Below are 17,963 nucleotides of genomic sequence, written 5' to 3'. Positions count from 1 at the left end.
GGGGAAAGGATCTCCAGCCTTACAAAAAAACCAACACAATCAAAAAAGCCCCCCATCGATCACTCGATGGGGGGCTTTTGAGCAACAGCGGCGGTCAGATCAAACCTTGACGATCCAGCCGGCTGGCGCTTCGATGTCGCCGGTTTGCACGCCAGTCAGCTCTTTGTAGAGTTTCTGGGTGACCGGGCCGACTTCGGTTTCGCTGTGGAACACGTGCAGATGATCGTTGTAGCTGATACCGCCAATCGGCGTGATCACGGCAGCCGTACCGCAGGCACCGGCTTCCTTGAAGTCCGACAGTTTGTCGATCAGTACGTCGCCTTCAATCACTTCCAGGCCCAGGCGGGACTTGGCCAGTTCGATCAGCGACAGGCGGGTGATGCCTGGCAGAACCGACGGCGAGTTCGGGGTGATGAACTTGTTGTCGTGGGTGATCCCGAAGAAGTTGGCCGAGCCGACTTCTTCGATTTTCTTGTGGGTCAGCGGGTCCAGGTAGATGGCGTCAGCGAAGTGCGCTTTTTTGGCCTGGGAACCTGGCATCAGGCTGGCAGCATAGTTGCCACCGACCTTGGCAGCACCGGTGCCTTGCGGTGCGGCACGGTCGAAGCTGGAAATCTGGAAGTTGTGCGGGGTCAGTCCGCCCTTGAAGTACGCGCCGACCGGGATCGCGAACACCGAGAAGATAAACTCCGGTGCGGTGCGCACGCCGATGTTGTCGCCCACGCCGATCACGAACGGACGCAGGTACAGCGCGCCGCCGGTGCCGTAAGGCGGGATGAAGCGCTCGTTGGCGCGAACCACTTCTTTGCACGCCTCGATGAACTGCTCGGTGGACACGTGCGGCATCAGCAGGCGAGCGCAGCTGCGTTGCATGCGCGCGGCGTTCTGGTCCGGGCGGAACAGGTTGATCGAGCCGTCCTTGCAACGATAGGCCTTCAGGCCTTCGAAGCACTGCTGACCATAGTGAAGGGCAGTCGAGCCTTCGCTGATGTGCAGCACGTTGTCTTCGGTCAGGGTGCCTTTGTCCCACTCGCCATCGCGAAAGTACGACAGATAGCGTTTGTCGGTCTTGATGTAGTCAAAACCCAGCTTGTCCCAATTGATGCTTTCGTTACCCATGACACCCTCTATCACTGAACAACCGTCGAAACGGTTCAAGGCTTCTGACGTTTTTTGGATGGGCACAACAATACTTCATTCTTGGGCGGTTTCGCAGCCCGGACTATCGGATGACACACAGATAAATCGCACGGGTCGCAAGAATTCGCGAGCAAGCCCGCTCCCACATTTGAAATGCATTCCCCCTGTGGGAGCGGGCTTGCTCGCGAAGAGGCCATCACCGCCGCCGTGCATCACAGATGCAACGCATGCCCCAAAGCCCGCAACGCCGCTTCCTGCACCGCTTCACCCAAGGTCGGGTGTGCATGGATGGTGCCGCCGATGTCTTCCAGCCGTGCGCCCATTTCCAGGCTTTGCGCAAACGCTGTCGACAACTCGGAAACCCCCACGCCCACCGCTTGCCAGCCGACAATCACATGGTTATCCCGACGAGCGACCACCCGCACGAAGCCGCTTTTCGATTCCAGCGTCATCGCCCGGCCATTGGCGGCGAACGGGAAGCTGGCGACGATGCAGTCCAGCCCCGCAGCCTTGGCCTCGTCCGGGGTCTCGCCGACCACCACCAGCTCCGGGTCGGTAAAGCACACGGCAGCGATGGCGGTGGGGTTGAATTCACGAGTTTTACCGCTGATCAACTCAGCAACCATTTCACCCTGAGCCATCGCGCGATGGGCGAGCATCGGCTCACCGCTCAAGTCGCCGATGGCGTAGACGTTGCGCATGCTGGTCTGGCAGCGGCTGTCGATCTTGATCGCCGAGCCGTTCATGTCCAGATTCAGCGCTTCGAGGTTCCAGCCCTGGGTGTTCGGTTTGCGACCGACCGCGACCAGCACCTGGTCGGTTTCCAGGTTCAGGGTTTCGCCCTCGGGATCGCGCACCTGCAAAGTGCCGTCGAACCCCAGCACGCTGTGCTTGAGGTAGAGCTTCACGCCCATTTGCTTCAGCGCGTCATGCACCGGTTGCGTCAGTTCGGCGTCGTAGGCCGGCAAGATACGATCCTGCGCCTCGACCACACTGACTTCAGCACCGAGCTTGCGATAAGCAATGCCGAGTTCCAGGCCGATGTAACCACCGCCGACCACGACGAGGCGTTTGGGCACGGATTTCGGCGCCAGCGCTTCGGTGGAAGAAATGATTGGCCCGCCAATCGGCAGGATCGGCAAATTGACGCTGGTCGAACCGGTGGCCAGCACCAGATGCTCGCACTGAATGCGCGTATCGCCGACTTCAACCGTCTTGCCGTCGATCACCTTGGCCCAGCCATTGATGACCTGAACCTTGTTTTTCTTCAGCAGCGTTGCAACGCCGGTGGTCAGGCGATCAACGATGCCGTCCTTCCACTCGACGCTTTTGGTGATGTCGAGGGACGGCGCGGAAACGCTGATGCCCAGCGCGGAATGCTGGCTGTGGTGTTGCGTCTGGTGAAACTGCTCAGCCACATGGATCAGCGCTTTCGACGGGATGCAGCCGATGTTCAGGCAGGTGCCGCCCAGCGACTGGCCTTCGACCAGAATCGTCGGGATGCCCAGTTGCCCGGCGCGGATCGCGGTCACATAACCGCCGGGGCCGCCGCCGATGATCAGCAGCGTAGTGTTCAGAGCTTGCATGCGCGCCTTACTCCACAAATAAAGTGGCAGGTTGTTCGATCAAGCCACGAATGGCCTGGATGAAGAGCGCCGCGTCCATGCCATCGACCACGCGGTGATCGAAGGAACTGGAGAGGTTCATCATCTTGCGGATCACCACCTGGCCTTTGACGACCATCGGGCGTTCGACGATTTTGTTGACGCCGACGATGGCCACTTCCGGCAGGTTCAGCACAGGGGTGCTGACGATGCCGCCCAAGGCCCCGAGACTGGTCAGGGTGATGGTCGAGCCGGACAGCTCATCGCGGCTGGCCTTGCCATTGCGGGCAGCATTGGCCAAACGGGAGATTTCGGCGGCGCTGTCCCACAGGCTGCGCGCCTCGGCATGACGCACCACGGGCACCATCAGGCCGACATCGCTTTGCGTGGCGACGCCGACATGCACCGCACCGAGGCGGGTGATGACCTGGGCTTCGTCGTCGTAACGGGCGTTGATTTGCGGGAAGTCGCGCAGGGCGACGACCAAGGCGCGGACGAGGAACGGCAACAAGGTCAACTTGCCGCGGTTGGCGCCGTGTTTTTCGTTCAGGTGCGCGCGCAGCTCTTCAATCGCGGTGACGTCGATTTCTTCGACGTAGCTGAAGTGCGCGGCACGCTGGGTGGCGTCCTGCATGCGCTGGGCGATCTTGCGGCGCATGCCGATGACTTGAATCTGTTCTTCGTCGTTACGCTGGGCGTAAGCAGCAGCACCCGGCGCCGAGGCGTTCGACTGACCTTGCGCCAGATAAGCGTCCAGGTCTTCGTGCAACACGCGACCGGCCGGGCCCGAACCGCGCACCAGGCGCAATTGAATCCCCAGATCCAATGCGTGTTTGCGCACGGCCGGCGACGCGAGAGGGCGTTCATTTGCTTCGCGGGCAACCATCGGGCCCTGGCAAACGGCAGCCGGGCGTGGTGCGGCCGGTGCGGGTTTGCTCTCGACAACGGCTTCAACTTGCGGCGCAACAGGCTCTTTCGTCACAACCGGAGCGGCGGATTCCTTGAGGTTGCCGGCCCCCTCGACTTCAATGCTGATCAGCACACTGCCGACCGCCATCACTTCACCCGGTTGCCCCCCAAGAGCAATCACCTTGCCGTGCACCGGTGACGGAATATCGACCATCGCCTTGTCGGTCATCACATCCGCCAGCACCTGATCTTCAACCACCAGATCACCGACCTTGACGTGCCACTGCGACAGTTCTACTTCTGCGATGCCTTCGCCGATGTCCGGCATCTTGATAACGTGCGTGCCCATTCAGACCTCCATGACCCGTTTCAACGCCGCGCCCACTCGGGACGGCCCAGGGAAATACGCCCATTCCTGCGCGTGCGGGTAGGGGGTGTCCCAACCGGTGACGCGTTCGATTGGCGCTTCCAGGTGATGGAAACAATGCTCTTGCACCAGCGACACCAGTTCGGCGCCGAAACCGCAGGTGCGGGTGGCTTCGTGCACCACCACGCAACGACCGGTTTTCTTCACCGACTTGACGATGGTTTCCAGGTCCAGCGGCCACAGGCTGCGCAGGTCGATGACTTCAGCGTCAATGCCGGATTCTTCGGCGGCCACTTGCGAGACGTAGACGGTGGTGCCGTAGGTCAGCACGGTCACGTCCTTGCCTGGACGGGTGATCGCGGCAACGTCCAGCGGCACGGTGTAGTAACCGTCCGGCACCTGGGCTTGCGGGTGTTTCGACCACGGCGTTACCGGGCGGTCGTGGTGACCGTCGAACGGGCCGTTGTACAGGCGTTTCGGCTCAAGGAAGATCACCGGGTCATCGTTTTCGATGGACGCGATCAACAGGCCTTTGGCGTCATACGGGTTGGACGGCATGACGGTGCGCAGACCGCAGACCTGGGTGAACATCGCCTCGATGCTCTGGCTGTGGGTCTGGCCGCCGTAGATGCCGCCGCCGCACGGCATGCGCAGGGTCATCGGCGCGGTGAACTCGCCAGCCGAGCGATAACGCAGGCGCGCTGCTTCGGAAATGATCTGGTCGGAAGCAGGGTAGACGTAATCGGCAAACTGAATCTCGGCGACCGGGCGCAAACCGTAAGCGCCCATGCCGACGGCTACGCCGACGATGCCGCTTTCCGAGATCGGCGCATCGAACACGCGCGAGGTGCCGTACTTGGTCTGCAGGCCTTCGGTGCAACGGAACACGCCGCCGAAGTAGCCGACGTCCTGACCGAACACCACCACGTTGTCGTCACGCTCAAGCATCACATCCATGGCCGAGCGCAGGGCCTGGATCATGGTCATGGTGGTCGTGGTCATGGCGGTTTCCAGCTGAATATTGTTGTTGTGATCGTTCATGTCAGATCCCCAACTGCTGACGCTGGCGCTTCAAGTGCTCCGGCATCTCTTTGTAGACGTCTTCGAACATGGTCGCGGCGCTTGGAATCTGGCCGCCGGCGAGGGTGCCGTACTGTTCAGCCTGTTTCTGCGCGGCAATCACTTCGGCTTCGAGCTCGGCGCTGACGGCGGCGTGCTCTTCTTCCGACCAGTGGCCGACCTTGATCAGGTGCTGCTTCAGGCGGGCAATCGGGTCACCCAGCGGGAAGTGGCTCCAGTCATCGGCAGGCCGATATTTCGACGGGTCGTCGGAGGTCGAGTGCGGGCCGGCGCGGTAGGTGACCCATTCGATCATGGTCGGGCCGAGGTTGCGCCGGGCGCGTTCGGCAGCCCAGGCGGAAGCGGCGTAGACCGCGTAGAAGTCGTTGCCGTCGACCCGCAGCGAGGCGATGCCACAACCGACGCCGCGTCCGGCGAAAGTGGTGGCTTCGCCCCCGGCGATGGCCTGGAAGGTCGAGATCGCCCATTGGTTGTTGACGACGTTGAGGATCACCGGCGCGCGGTACACGTGAGCGAAGGTGAGGGCGGTGTGGAAGTCCGATTCGGCGGTGGCGCCGTCACCGATCCACGCCGAGGCGATTTTGGTGTCGCCCTTGATCGCCGAAGCCATGCCCCAGCCCACGGCCTGAATGAACTGGGTGGCGAGGTTGCCGGAGATGGTGAAGAAACCCGCGTCCTTGACCGAGTACATGATCGGCAACTGGCGGCCCTTGAGCGGGTCGCGCTCGTTGGACAGCAACTGGCAGATCAGGTCGACCAGCGGCACTTCGCGGGCCATGAGGATGCTTTGCTGGCGGTAGGTCGGGAAGCACATGTCGTCGATGTTCAAGGCCAGGGCCTGAGCACTGCCGATGGCTTCTTCGCCGAGGCTCTGCATGTAGAACGACATCTTTTTCTGACGCTGGGCGACCACCATGCGGTTGTCGTAGATCCGCGTCTTGAGCATGGCGCGCATGCCCTTGCGCAGGATGTCGACCGGCACGTTTTCGGCCCAGGGGCCGAGGGCGTTGCCCTGATCGTCGAGCACGCGAATCAGCCCACGCGCCAGGTCGGCGGTGTCGGCAGGTTCGACGTCGATGGAAGGTTTGCGCACCGTGCCTGCATCGGTCAGATGCAGGTAGGAAAAGTCGGTTTTACAGCCGGGACGGCCCGAGGGTTCAGGGACGTGCAGGCGCAGCGGTTCATACGCTTGGGTCATGGCTTCTACGCTCGATCTTGTGAATTTCTTGTAGTGAGCTGGCAATCATTCTTGGGTGAAAGAAATCTTGTCCTACAACAATCATAGGCCCGGGCTAGAAGAATATTTATCTCTGTTTCGTTGCGTCGGAGACGATTTGCAGATAGAAATTCTGCATAAACATAAAAAGCAGGTGGTTTTGTCTCATGCGCAAACTGGACCGTACCGACATCGGCATTCTCAACAGCCTTCAGGAGAACGCGCGCATCACCAACGCCGACCTCGCCCGCTCGGTGAATCTGTCGCCTACACCGTGTTTCAATCGGGTCAAGGCGATGGAGGAATTGGGCCTGATTCGCGAACAGGTCACGCTGCTGGATGCCGACCTGCTGGGGCTGCATGTGAATGTGTTCATCCATGTCAGCCTGGAAAAACAGGTCGAGGAGGCGTTGCAGCATTTCGAAGAGGCGATTTCCGATCGACCGGAAGTCATGGAGTGCTATCTGATGGCCGGAGACCCGGATTACCTCATCCGGGTCCTGGTGCCGACGATTCAGTCGCTGGAACGCTTCATGATGGACTTCCTCACCAAGGTCCCCGGTGTGGCGAACATCCGTTCGAGCTTTGCGCTCAAGCAGGTGCGCTACAAGACTGCGTTGCCCTTGCCAGCGAACGGCCTGACGCTGGGTAACTGAATGTCAGACGTAGTCATACTGGTAATCGAGCTCTGCGGTGGAGAGGGTTTGTCGGACGGTAAAGGTTTGCGTCCAGGGCGCCAGTTCATTGGCCGGATGAAAGATCAGGACAGTTTCGTTCGTATCTACCGAGCCAGCCTCATCGGTAAAGCCTGGAGTTCCAGCATGCTGATGTTTCCAGCGTTCCCACAGCAAGTCGAGGTAGCAGTGGTGCAGGAAGAATATCGGATCGTTGGGTGAGGAGGCTTGTGCCATGTTGCCGCCGATCCAGGCATGTACCGGATTGTGCAAAAGGCTTTCCGAGAGGTTTTCCCAGCCGTTTTCTTCCATCCAGTAAGGCGTTCTGTTAAGGGTCGAAATAACATCCAGCGGAGTGGGCAGTGCGCCGCTTGCCCCCAGATTTCGACGAATGCCGGTGTTGCCTGTGCCCTCGTCCCAGACCCTGACATCGAATTGTGAGTGTTCCCTGGAAAACGGGCCGTTGGTGACACGCTGATCCTGCAGGTTGTCACCGTTTGAACCCATGAAGTTTGACGTGAAGGGGTTGTCGGCTCCGGTCAGTTGCCAGTTCCAGTAAGGCAGGGTGATGGTCGGATCATTGGCGGCGGATTGCAGGGCCCGTTCGAACTGGCGAATCAGAATTCGATGCCATGGATAAAACAAAGGGCTGCGATGGGGATTGGGTATCAGCGGATTGGCCCCACCCATCGAGTTTTTGTGAATTTGCACAAAGTCATCGTAGCGACTTTGCTGTCCGGGACGCAGGACGCTGTCGACGTTGTTTTTCAGTATCAGTATCGCTTCGACGAACGCGGACTTCTGTTGCAGCGTCATGTCGCGGTGATTACGGCGAATATCCATATTGCGAAAACTCCATTGATTGTTTGCCCAATGGAGTCTGATCGTTCAGGGGATTTTCGCCAGTTCATCACTATCGCCGGCGTTCGTAGGAAAAATAATCTGGCGGTGGTCCGAGCGACTTTTTCCTATAGAGAATTGAGCGGAATCTTCAGATACACCACACCGTTGTCCTCCGCCGGTGGCAGATTCCCCGCCCGTACATTTACCTGAATTGCCGGCAGCAGCAATGTCGGCATGCCCAATCCGGCATCGCGTTTGGTGCGCATCTCTACAAACGCCGCTTCATCGATGCCGTCATGCACATGAATATTGCTTTTGCGCTGTTCACCGACCGTGGTCTGGCACTGCGCGGCGCGGCCCTCGGGCGGGTAATCGTGGCAGACGTAGAGTTTCACGCTGGCCGGGAAGGCCAGCAGTTTGTGAATCGAGTTGAACAGCTGATGGGCGTTGCCGCCGGGAAAGTCGCAGCGCGCGGTGCCGACGTCGGGCATGAACAGCGTGTCGCCGACCAGAATCTGTTCGCCGTCGATCAAGTAGGCCATGTCCGCGGGGGTATGCCCGGGAACGTGAAGGGCGGTGGCCTTGAGATTGCCGATGCGGAATGACTCGTTCGGCGCGAACAGGTGATCGAATTGCGAACCGTCGACGCAGAATTCCGGCTCCAGATTGAACAGCGCCTTGAACACGTTCTGCACTTTGCTGATTGATTCACCGATGGCGATCTTGCCGCCCAGTTCGCGGCGCAAGTAAGGCGCGGCGGACAGGTGGTCGGCGTGGGCGTGGGTTTCCAGCAGCCATTGCACCTGCAGGCGGTGTTGACGCACGAAGGCGATGATTTTGTCGGCCTGCACGGTACAGGTGCGACCGGCAGCTGCGTCGTAATCGAGTACCGGATCGATGATTGCACACTGCCCGCCATCGGCTTCATAGACCATATAGCTGTAGGTCGAGGACGCGGGGTCGAGGAAAGCTTCAATCTGCGCGGGCATGGACATCAACCTGAACTTGGGAAATGGGTTGCAACACTTTATCTAAAAACATAATGTTCGCAGCTTAAGTGACGTTGAAGGCATCGTGCAAATGCAATCCAGTCTGACCGAATGTGAAGTCGCCCAACTGCGCGCCTCGGCCTCCAAGGCCTGCGCGTTGCTCAAGGCCCTGGCCAACGAAGATCGCCTGTTGATCCTGTGTCAATTGACCCAGGGCGAACGCAACGTCGGCGAACTGGAAACCATGACCGGCGTGCGCCAGCCTACGTTGTCCCAGCAACTGGGCATCCTGCGGGACGAAGGTCTGGTCGCGACCCGCCGTGAAGGCAAATACATTTTCTACGGGCTGGCCAGCCACGAAGTGATCCAGGTAATGAAGACCCTGTCCGGACTCTATTGCGGAGCCGTGTTGAAAAGTCTGGGCCATCAATAAATGCCAGCCATGACACGGGTTCCATGTGTTGGCTAGAACAATCCTTGCGTGCAGCAAAAGGAACAAGCAATGAACGATCAACACTGGGGCTCATCCATCAGTGCAGATATCGTGGTCATCGGTGGCGGTACGGCCGGTATGGGTTTTGTCGCCAGTCTGCTCAAGCGTGATCCGACCCTGAGCATCACGGTCATCGAGCCGAGCACTCACCATTACTACCAGCCGGCGTGGACGCTGGTCGGCGGTGGCGTCTATAACGTCAAGGATACCGTCCGGCCTATGGTCAAAGTGCTGCCGCGCCAGGCCACTTGGGTTCAAGCCGCCGTCACGGGCATCGATCCCGACAATAAACGACTCACCCTCAACGACGAGCGCACGGTCAGCTACCAGAACCTGATCGTCTGCCCCGGCCTGCGCCTGGCGTGGGAGAAAATCGAAGGCTTGCAGCAAAGCCTCGGCCAGCATGGCGTCACTTCCAATTACAGCTACCAGCACGCGCAATACACGTGGGATCAAGTGCAGAAACTGCGCGGCGGTAAAGCGCTGTTCACCCAACCGGCGATGCCAATCAAATGCGCCGGTGCGCCGCAAAAAGCGCTGTACCTGTCCTGCGATCACTGGCGTAAAAACGCTGCGCTGAGCAACATTCACGTCGAATTCAATCTGGCCGGCGCCGCGCTGTTCGGCGTGGCGACTTTTGTCCCGCCGTTGATGAAGTACATCGAGAAATACAACGCGAAACTGGCGTTCAATTCGAACTTGGTCAAGGTCGACGGCCCGGCGAAAACCGCGTGGTTCGAGATCAAGGACGCCGAGGGGAACGTCAGCCGCGAGGCGAAAACCTTCGATCTGTTGCATGTCGTGCCGCCGCAGGTTTCCCCGGATTTCATTGCACAAAGCCCGCTGGCCGATGCCGCTGGCTGGTGCGAAGTCGATCCGCACAGCTTGCAGCATCCGCGCTATGCCGAGGTGTTCGCGCTCGGCGATATCTGCGGCACCAGCAACGCGAAAACCGCAGCGGCAGTGCGCAAGCAGGTCGTGGTGGTGGCGGAAAACCTGCTGGCCCTGCGCAAGCAACAACCGCTACCGCTGAAGTACGACGGCTACGGTTCCTGCCCGCTGACGGTGGAGAAGGGCAAGGTGATCCTTGCCGAGTTCGGCTATGCCGGTAAGTTGCTGCCGACGTTCCTGCTGGACCCGACGGTGGCGCGGCGCTCGGCATGGTTTCTCAAGGCAACCTTGCTGCCGTGGTTCTACTGGAACGGCATGCTCAAGGGCCGCGAGTGGCTGACGCGCCTGTCCAAGGTCGACTGAGAAAACCCTATGTTGCTGGCAAGTGTGTTTGGCGTGGTAATGGGGCTGATCCTCGGTTTGACCGGGGCTGGCGGCGGCATTCTTGCGGTGCCGGCGCTGGTGCTCGGGCTCGGCTGGACAATGACGCAAGCGGCGCCGGTCGCCTTGTTTGCGGTCGGCAGTGCGGCGGCGGTTGGCGCCATCGATGGTTTGCGTCATGGTCTGGTGCGTTATCGCGCGGCGCTGTTGATTGCGGCGCTGGGCGCGGTGTTTTCGCCGCTGGGGATCTACTTCGCGCATCAGTTGCCGGAGAAAATCCTGATGGTGCTGTTCAGCCTGCTGATGGTCATGGTGGCCTGGCGCATGCTGCGTCGTGAGCGTCAGCAGGCAGGGCCGAGCGATCATGGTCACGCCAGTTGGGGCCAGAAGAACTGCATGCTCAACGAAGAAACCGGGCGCTTCGACTGGACCGCCAAATGCACGGCCACGCTGGCAGCGTTGGGCGCGGTCACGGGTGTGGTGTCCGGTTTGCTCGGCGTCGGCGGCGGCTTTTTGATTGTGCCAGCGTTCAAGCAACTGACCGATGTGCAGATGCGCGGGATTGTTGCGACGTCGCTGATGGTGATCTGTCTGATTTCAGCGATTGGCGTAATCGGATCGTTTCACGCCGGTGTGCGGATTGACGGGCAGGGCGTGGCGTTTATCGTCGCCAGTGTCGTTGGCATGATCATCGGGCGCAGGCTGTGCGCGCGGGTGCCGGCGCGGGCGTTGCAGGTGGGATTTGCCAGTGTCTGTCTGGTGGTGGCGGGGTACATGTTGTTGCGGGCGTAAAGCAAAATCGCAGCCCTGACGGGCTGCGATCCGTTTTCGGCTTACAACACCAAATGCGGCAACCACAGCGAAATCGCCGGAACGTAGGTGACCAGAAGCAACACCAGGAACAACACCGTGTAGAACGGCAGCAACGCTTTTACAGTGCTTTCAATACTCACTTTGCCCACCGCCGAACCGACAAACAGCACCGCGCCCACCGGCGGCGTTATCAGTCCGATCCCCAAATTCACCAGCATGATCATGCCGAACTGCACCGGGTCAACGCCGATGCCGAGAATCACCGGCATCAGGATCGGCGTGAGGATCAGGATCAGCGGCGCCATGTCCATCACCGTGCCGAGCAACAGCAGCATGACGTTGATGCACATCAGGATCACGTAGCGGTTGTCCGACAGGGTCAGGAACAGCGTGGTGATCTTTGCCGGAATCTGCATGAGCGTCATGATGTAGCCGAAGCTCGCAGCGAAGCCGATCAGGATCATCACAATCGAAATCGTGCGCACGGTGCGGTGCATCAGTTTCGGCAGTTCGCTCCATTTGTAGTCGCGGTAGATAAACATGGTGACGAAGAACGCCCAGAGCACGGCAATCGCCGCCGACTCGGTCGCGGTGAAAATCCCCGAGAGAATCCCGCCGAGGATGATCACCATCGCCATCATGCCCCACAGTGCTTCACCGCAAATTTTCAGCGCCTGGCGCAGTGGAATGACCTCGCCTTTCGGGTAGTCGCGTTTTTTCGCGAAGATCAGGCACAGCACCATCAGGCACGTGCTCATCAGCAGGCCCGGAACCACGCCGGCCATGAACAGCGACGCGATGGAAACGGTGCCGCCGGCCGCCAGCGAATAGAGCACCGAGTTGTGGCTTGGCGGTGTCAGCAAGGCCTGCACCGAACCGCTGACAGTCACCGCCGTGGAGAACTCGCGCGGATAGCCTTTGCGCTCCATTTCCGGAATCAGCACCGAGCCCACCGACGCGGTGTCGGCCACTGACGAGCCGGAGATCGCGCCGAAAAACGTCGAGGCCATGATGTTGACCAACGACAGGCCGCCGCGCACAAACCCGACCAGCACCCCGGCAAACGCCACCAGCCGCCGCGACATGCCGCCCTCGGCCATGATCGCCCCGGCCAGCACAAAGAATGGAATCGCCAGCAGCGAAAATTTGTTCACCCCGCCCGCGACCTGAATCATCAGCGCCTGAAACGGAATGTCGATCCACCACGCGCCAATCAGCGCCGACAGTCCGAGCGCGTAAGCGACTGGCATGCCGATCAGAATCAATACGATAAAACTGCCCAGCAGAATCAGTGCGTCCATCAGGCAGCCCCTTCGTTTTCTTCAACCAGATCGAAGCGCACAACGCGACGGTTGCTTTGGTCGCCCATAAAGAGTTTTTCCAGCACGAACACCAGCGTCAGGGTGCCACCAATCGGGATCGGCATGTAAGTGATGCCGACGCGCAAGGTCGGCAGGGCGCTCATGAACTGGTTCCACGTCGAGGCGCACAACTTGGCGCCCCAAATGGTCATGAACAGGCAAATGGTGCCCATCAGCAACTGGGAGATGATGCTCATGGTTCGGCGCAAGTTCGGTGGTAAACGGTCGGTGACCATCGCCACGGCCATGTGTGCGCCAGCGCGATAACTGGCAGCAGCGCCGATGAAGGTGAAGACGATCATCAGCAGGATCGCGGTGGGCTCCGGCCAGCTCGAACCGGTGCCGAGTGCGTAGCGGGCGAACACGCCCCAGGGAATGATCAGGGCGATGGCCAATACCGACAGGCCAGCGACCCAGATGCAGGTCATGTACAGCAAGTCGTTGAGGCGCAGCAGCGAATTCTTCATCGGGTTCCACCGTAACCGGGCAGTCGCAGGTGTCGATGGATGCCTGCGCTGCCGGGCCTTTCATTGAGGGCTGGGAGGGTTACTGCACGGCTTCGATGCGCTTGATCAGGTCGGCGTAAGGCGCGCCGTATTTCTCGCGAACCGAGGCAGTGGCCTCGTAGAAGGGTTTCTTGTCGACAGTGATGAACTCGACGCCGGCAGCCTTGAGTTTCTCTTCGCTGCTGGCGGACTTGGCATCCCACAACTTGCGTTCTTCAAGTTGTGCATCCTTGGCGGCTTTCTTCACCAGGGTCTGCTGGTCAGGGGTGAGTTTTTCCCAGGTGATTTTCGACATCACGATCGGCTCGGGCAGGATCAGGTGCCCGGTCAGGCTGTAGAACTTGGCGTTCTGGAAGTGGTTGTGTTCGAGCAGGGTGGGCGGGTTGTTTTCCGCACCGTCGATCACACCGGTTTGCAGGGCGCTGAAGATTTCCCCGGTGTCCATGGCGATGCCGTTGCCGCCCATCGCGTTGATGGTTTCGATGAACATCGGATTGCCTTGCACGCGGATTTTCATGCCCTTGAGGTCTTCGAGTTTGCGCACGGGTTTCTTGGTGTAGATGTTACGCGTGCCGCCATCCATCCAGGCCAGCGCGACCAGACCGAATTCCGAGTTGGTGATCTTGTCGAGGATCGCATCGCCGACTTCGCCGTCGATGACCGCGCGCATGTGCGCCTGGTCGCGGAAGATGAACGGCATGTTGAACACGTTCACATCCGGCACCACCGGACCGACGATGCCGAGGCTGACGCGGGTCATCTGGATTGCGCCGACCTGCGCCTGTTCGATGACTTCCTTTTCCGAACCGAGCACACCGCCCGGGAAGTACTTGAAGGTGAGGTCGCCGTTGGTTTCCTTGGTCAGGGCATCGCCCATGCTTTTTTCAGCGACCACGGTCGGATAACCGGCGGGGTGAATATCGGCGAACTTGATTTCCAGCGCCTGGGCGGCACCGGTGAAGGTGAACATCAGCGGGAGTGCAGCGGCGAGCAAGGTGCGTTTGAAGTCCATGGGGGTGTCTCCAGTCTTGTTATTGTTGTGTTCAAGGCACAGCGATGCAGCAGAAGCGGGTTACAGCAAAGCGTCGAACAACGGTTCCGGCAGGCCTTTGACGCCGGTGTTGAGGGCGAACACGCCGCCGGCCAGGGAGTGCGGGTCGTGGTCGTCGCCGGGGCGGATCGAGGCGACGAACAAGGTGTCCATTGCGCTGCCACCGAAGGCGCACATGGTCGGTTTTTTCACCGGCACCGGCAGTGAGTAATCGAGGCGTCCGTCCGGCGTGAAGCGATGGACGAGGCCGGCGTCGTTGGCGCAGATCCAGTAGCAACCGTCGGCGTCTACTGCCGCGCCGTCGGGGCGACCGCAGTAATCGTTCATGTCGACAAACACCCGGCGGTTCGAGGGGGTGCCGGTGTCGGTGTCGTAATCGAACGCCCAGATCAGTTGCACGTTGGGGTGCGAGTCGGACAGGTACATCGTCTTGCCGTCGGGGCTGAAGCCGAGGCCATTGGGCACGATGAAGCCGTCGAGTTGCGCCTCAACCACACCAGACTGCCCGGCGCCGTAACGATAAAGTCGCCCTTCGGGGGCATTCAGGCCCATGTTCAGCACCATGCTGCCAGCCCAGAACCGGCCCTGACGGTCGCAGCGACCATCGTTGAGACGCATGTCTTCGCGGCGGTGTTCGACGCTGGCCAGCAGTTCACTGTCGAGGCTGCCATCGGTGTGCGGCTGCAGGTGAAAAAAGCCGTTTTCCATGCCGGCGATCCAGCCACCACGGCTGTGGCGGGCGATGCAGGCAAGCATTTGCGGGGCTTTCCAGGCATGCACATGCCCAGTGTCGGCGCTCCAGCGTTGCAGGCCACCGTTGGGAATGTCGACCCAGTACAGCGCGTTTTCCTGCGGCACCCACACCGGGCTTTCGCCCACGGCGTTGCGAGCATCGACGATCAATTCGGCTTGCATGTTCATCCCCTTGTGTCGTTGTCAGAGTGATCAGTCGCCGAACGGGCCGGCCGCGACGAACGCGCCACCCTGATAAATCCGCGCCGGGTCATCGGCGGCCGGCAGCGGCTGCGCTTCGACCTTTTCGCGGAACACTTCGGAACTGTCTTTGGCCTCGAAACCGAGGTGACTGGCAAAGCGATTGTCCCACCAGACGTCCTTGTTGGCGGACATGCCGTAGACGATGGTGTGGCCGACGTTGGGCGTGTACAGCGAGCGCTCGAGCAGTTGCGTGAGGTCGTCGAAGCTCAGCCAGGTGTGCATCATGCGGCGGTTTTGCGGCTCGGGGAACGAGGAGCCGATGCGGATGCTCACGGTCTCGATGCCGTAGCGATCAAAGTAGAAACTGGCCATGTCTTCGCCGTAGGACTTGGACAATCCATAGTAGCCATCCGGGCGGCGCGCCGAGGTAGCGTCGAGTTTTTCGTCCTGCTGGTAGAAGCCGATGACGTGGTTGGAACTGGCGAAGATCACCCGCTTCACGCCATGCCGGCGCGCGGCTTCATAGAGGTGAAAGACGCCGCAGATGTTGGCGCCGAGGATCTCTTCGAATGGGCGTTCAACGGAGACGCCGCCAAAGTGCAGGATCGCGTCGACGCCTTCGACCAATTGGTGCACGGCCTGTTTGTCGGCGAGGTCGCAGACGACGATTTCTTCACGGTCATCAACCGCCGGGGCGAGGGCGGCGATGTCGGACAGACGCAGAACGTTGGCATAAGGGCGCATACGTTCGCGCAGGACCTTGCCCAAGCCACCGGCGGCGCCGGTCAGCAGCAGGCGATTGAATGGAGCGCGGGGAGTAGAGGTAGACGTCATGGCAATCCCTGAACACATTGTTATTAGGTTTGTTGTAGGTTGTCGTATGACTGCGCTGAAGTATCGGTAGGGTTTCCAGAACTTGTCAACGCGACTTTCGGTGTAAATGACGGAAGGGCCGATTGATGTTCCATCAGCACAATGCCCTCTTTGCAATGCGGTTCCACCTGTGGGAGCGGGCTTGCTCGCGAAAGCGGTGTGTCAATCAACATCAATGGTGAATCTGCCGCCGACTTCGCGAGCAGGCTCGCTCCCACAGGGTCAAAAGAGATCTGCTTACAACAACGAAATCGGATAACTGATAAAGATCCGGTTCTCGTCGAACTCGTTGGTGCTGAAGTCCCGGCGAATCGTCGCATTGCGCCATTTCACGTTGAGGCTTTTCAGCGGGCCGCTCTGCACGGTGTAGGCCAGCTCCGACTCGCGCCCCCATTCCTTGCCATCAGTAATCGTCCCGGTGTGCACGTTGTCGCCGCTGATGTAGCGGTTCATCAGGGTCAGGCCGGGGATGCCGAGGGCAACGAAGTTGTAGTCGTGGCGCAACTGCCAGGAACGCTCTTTGGCGTTGTCGTAACTGGCGTTGTAGCTGTCGTTGGCCAGGGTGCCGCCGCTGGTGCCGTTGACCCGCATCCACGCGTCGTCGCCACTGAGTTTTTGCAGGCCGACATAGAAGGTGTTGCCACCGTATCTGGCCGAAAGCAGGGCGAACGCGGTCTTGTTGTCGAGCTCGCCGGCCTGAGCGCTGCCGTCTTCCTTGCCGGTGAAGAAACCGAGGTTGGCGCCCAGGGTCCAGTCGCCCATTGGCTGGCTGTGGCTGAGGTTGAAATACTGCTGTTGGTAGATGTCGCTGAGTTCGGCGTACCACACGCCGACCAGAGTGCGCTTGTCGTTGAAGCTGTATTCGCCGCCGCCGAAATTGAAGCGATCCGAAGTGAACGCGCCGCGGCCATTCATCGTCATGTCTTCCATGCTTGCGTCGTTGCGCGGGCTGTTGCCACGGAACTGGCCGCCGTAGACGGTCAGGCCGTTGATCTCGGTGGAGGTGATCTGGCCGCCACGAAAGGTCTGCGGCAGCGAGCGGCCATCATCAGAGCGCAGTATCGGTAGCACCGGCATCCATTCGCCGACTTTCAGTTCGGTCTTCGACACCTTGGCTTTCAGCGCGACCCCGAGGCGACCGAAGTTGTCTGCCGGGCGCCCGTCATCGTGGATCGGCAGCAATTGCGTGCCGCCCGTGCCTTTGCCGCCATCGAGCTTTTGCGAGTACATCCCCAGCACGTCGAGGCCAAAACCGACGGTGCCTTGGGTGAAGCCGGATTTGGCATCGAGAATGAAGCTTTGCGTCCACTCTTCGGCCTTGCCCTGCGGATAGGCCGGGTTGACGAAGTTGCGGTTGAAGTAGGCGTTGCGCAAGTTCAGCGTGGCCTTGCTGTCGTCGAGAAAACCTTCGGCATCGGCGCTCATCGGTAAGGCCAGGGCGAGGCTGCCGCAGCCGATCAGGCCGAGGGTGGTACGCGGGCGCAGCGTGGCAAAGCGGGAAAGGCGGACGGAATTGCGGACGAGTGTGCTCACTGTGACGCTCCCTGATTCGTTTGTTGTTTTTATTATTTGTTATACGTCGTCGTACAACATCGAGGCGGATATTTCCTAGGTTTTCCGGGAATGTCAACAGTAAGTTATACGATGACTTCGCGCCGTAGCTAATCTCCTTGTGAGAGCGGGCTTGCTCGCGACGCGGTAAATCAGAATCGGAAGTGCCGCCTGACACACCGCATTCGCGAGCAAGCCCGCTCCCACATTTGATTTGTGTTGTCCATGGGATGTGTGTTGCCGATGAATTTGCGGCAAACTTCACCCACGTTCCGCCCAAGGCCT

The 17,963-nt window shown here is 60.1% G+C and carries 17 protein-coding genes; 4 read left to right on the top strand and 13 right to left on the bottom strand.

Going from position 1 to position 17,963, the window contains the following annotated elements; translation table 11 throughout:
• Nucleotides 1-99 precede the first annotated feature (99 nt).
• The 5 genes from AACY19_RS01390 to AACY19_RS01370 form a co-directional block, all read right to left on the bottom strand.
• Nucleotides 100-1,119 carry a branched-chain amino acid aminotransferase gene (locus AACY19_RS01390; protein ID WP_339447209.1) on the bottom strand — a complete coding sequence of 340 codons (1,020 nt, stop codon included), beginning with the start codon at nt 1,117-1,119 and terminating at the stop codon, nt 100-102.
• A gap of 233 nt (nt 1,120-1,352) precedes the next feature.
• Nucleotides 1,353-2,726, bottom strand: a complete 1,374-nt coding sequence (lpdA, locus tag AACY19_RS01385) for a dihydrolipoyl dehydrogenase (RefSeq protein WP_339447207.1) — start codon at nt 2,724-2,726, stop codon at nt 1,353-1,355.
• A 7-nt stretch (nt 2,727-2,733) separates the two neighbouring features.
• Entirely contained in the window at nt 2,734-4,002 is a 1,269-nt protein-coding gene (locus AACY19_RS01380) for a dihydrolipoamide acetyltransferase family protein (protein ID WP_339447205.1), read from the bottom strand.
• Nucleotides 4,003-5,061, bottom strand: coding sequence for an alpha-ketoacid dehydrogenase subunit beta (locus AACY19_RS01375; protein ID WP_339447203.1), 1,059 nt, complete (start codon nt 5,059-5,061; stop codon nt 4,003-4,005).
• 1 nt (nt 5,062) lies between these two features.
• Nucleotides 5,063-6,298, bottom strand: coding sequence for a 3-methyl-2-oxobutanoate dehydrogenase (2-methylpropanoyl-transferring) subunit alpha (locus AACY19_RS01370; protein WP_041073337.1), 1,236 nt, complete (start codon nt 6,296-6,298; stop codon nt 5,063-5,065).
• Nucleotides 6,299-6,483: 185 nt separating this feature from the next.
• Between AACY19_RS01370 and bkdR the strand changes: the two genes are divergently transcribed.
• Entirely contained in the window at nt 6,484-6,972 is a 489-nt protein-coding gene (bkdR, locus tag AACY19_RS01365; protein ID WP_007915088.1) for a Bkd operon transcriptional regulator BkdR, read from the top strand.
• 3 nt (nt 6,973-6,975) lie between these two features.
• Here bkdR and AACY19_RS01360 read toward each other — a convergent pair whose 3' ends face one another.
• Together AACY19_RS01360 and AACY19_RS01355 are read right to left on the bottom strand one after the other, a co-directional pair.
• A complete protein-coding gene (locus AACY19_RS01360) occupies nt 6,976-7,833 on the bottom strand; it encodes a tyrosinase family protein (protein ID WP_339447199.1) in 858 nt (285 codons plus the stop codon).
• A gap of 125 nt (nt 7,834-7,958) precedes the next feature.
• On the bottom strand, nt 7,959-8,822 hold the full coding sequence (locus AACY19_RS01355) for an MBL fold metallo-hydrolase (protein ID WP_339447198.1): 864 nt from the start codon (nt 8,820-8,822) through the stop codon (nt 7,959-7,961).
• A gap of 91 nt (nt 8,823-8,913) precedes the next feature.
• On the opposite strand from AACY19_RS01355, the gene AACY19_RS01350 reads away from it, so the two are divergent.
• The 3 genes from AACY19_RS01350 to AACY19_RS01340 all read left to right on the top strand — a co-directional run bounded on the left by AACY19_RS01350 (nt 8,914) and on the right by AACY19_RS01340 (nt 11,379).
• Nucleotides 8,914-9,255, top strand: coding sequence for an ArsR/SmtB family transcription factor (locus tag AACY19_RS01350; protein WP_339447197.1), 342 nt, complete (start codon nt 8,914-8,916; stop codon nt 9,253-9,255).
• 69 nt (nt 9,256-9,324) lie between these two features.
• Nucleotides 9,325-10,569 (top strand): NAD(P)/FAD-dependent oxidoreductase, encoded by a 1,245-nt coding sequence (locus AACY19_RS01345; RefSeq protein WP_339447196.1) that lies wholly within the window; start codon nt 9,325-9,327, stop codon nt 10,567-10,569.
• A gap of 9 nt (nt 10,570-10,578) precedes the next feature.
• Nucleotides 10,579-11,379: a sulfite exporter TauE/SafE family protein gene (locus AACY19_RS01340; RefSeq protein ID WP_339447194.1), complete on the top strand. Its 801-nt coding sequence runs from the start codon at nt 10,579-10,581 to the stop codon at nt 11,377-11,379.
• A gap of 41 nt (nt 11,380-11,420) precedes the next feature.
• On the opposite strand, the gene AACY19_RS01335 is transcribed toward AACY19_RS01340, so the two are convergent.
• The 6 genes from AACY19_RS01335 to AACY19_RS01310 all read right to left on the bottom strand — a co-directional run bounded on the left by AACY19_RS01335 (nt 11,421) and on the right by AACY19_RS01310 (nt 17,660).
• Entirely contained in the window at nt 11,421-12,701 is a 1,281-nt protein-coding gene (locus AACY19_RS01335; RefSeq protein WP_339447192.1) for a TRAP transporter large permease, read from the bottom strand.
• Nucleotides 12,701-13,228, bottom strand: a complete 528-nt coding sequence (locus AACY19_RS01330; protein WP_339447190.1) for a TRAP transporter small permease — start codon at nt 13,226-13,228, stop codon at nt 12,701-12,703. The genes AACY19_RS01335 and AACY19_RS01330 overlap by 1 nt, the downstream gene beginning before the upstream one ends.
• A gap of 79 nt (nt 13,229-13,307) precedes the next feature.
• On the bottom strand, nt 13,308-14,279 hold the full coding sequence (locus tag AACY19_RS01325; RefSeq protein WP_339447188.1) for a TRAP transporter substrate-binding protein: 972 nt from the start codon (nt 14,277-14,279) through the stop codon (nt 13,308-13,310).
• Nucleotides 14,280-14,339: 60 nt separating this feature from the next.
• The gene (locus tag AACY19_RS01320) at nt 14,340-15,233 is read right to left on the bottom strand and encodes an SMP-30/gluconolactonase/LRE family protein (RefSeq protein WP_339447186.1); all 894 of its coding nucleotides are present in this window, start codon (nt 15,231-15,233) and stop codon (nt 14,340-14,342) included.
• Nucleotides 15,234-15,263: 30 nt separating this feature from the next.
• Complete coding sequence (locus AACY19_RS01315; protein WP_339447184.1) at nt 15,264-16,088, bottom strand: NAD-dependent epimerase/dehydratase family protein; 825 nt, start codon at nt 16,086-16,088, stop codon at nt 15,264-15,266.
• A 276-nt stretch (nt 16,089-16,364) separates the two neighbouring features.
• The gene (locus AACY19_RS01310; RefSeq protein ID WP_339447182.1) at nt 16,365-17,660 is read right to left on the bottom strand and encodes an OprD family porin; all 1,296 of its coding nucleotides are present in this window, start codon (nt 17,658-17,660) and stop codon (nt 16,365-16,367) included.
• Between the last annotated feature and the right edge of the window lie 303 nt (nt 17,661-17,963).

Source organism: Pseudomonas sp. EA_5y_Pfl2_R50 (assembly GCF_963970475.1).
Classification (GTDB): Bacteria; Pseudomonadota; Gammaproteobacteria; order Pseudomonadales; family Pseudomonadaceae; genus Aquipseudomonas.
Note: the sequence above shows the minus strand (reverse complement) of the source record. Positions and strands in the feature narration are given on the sequence as shown.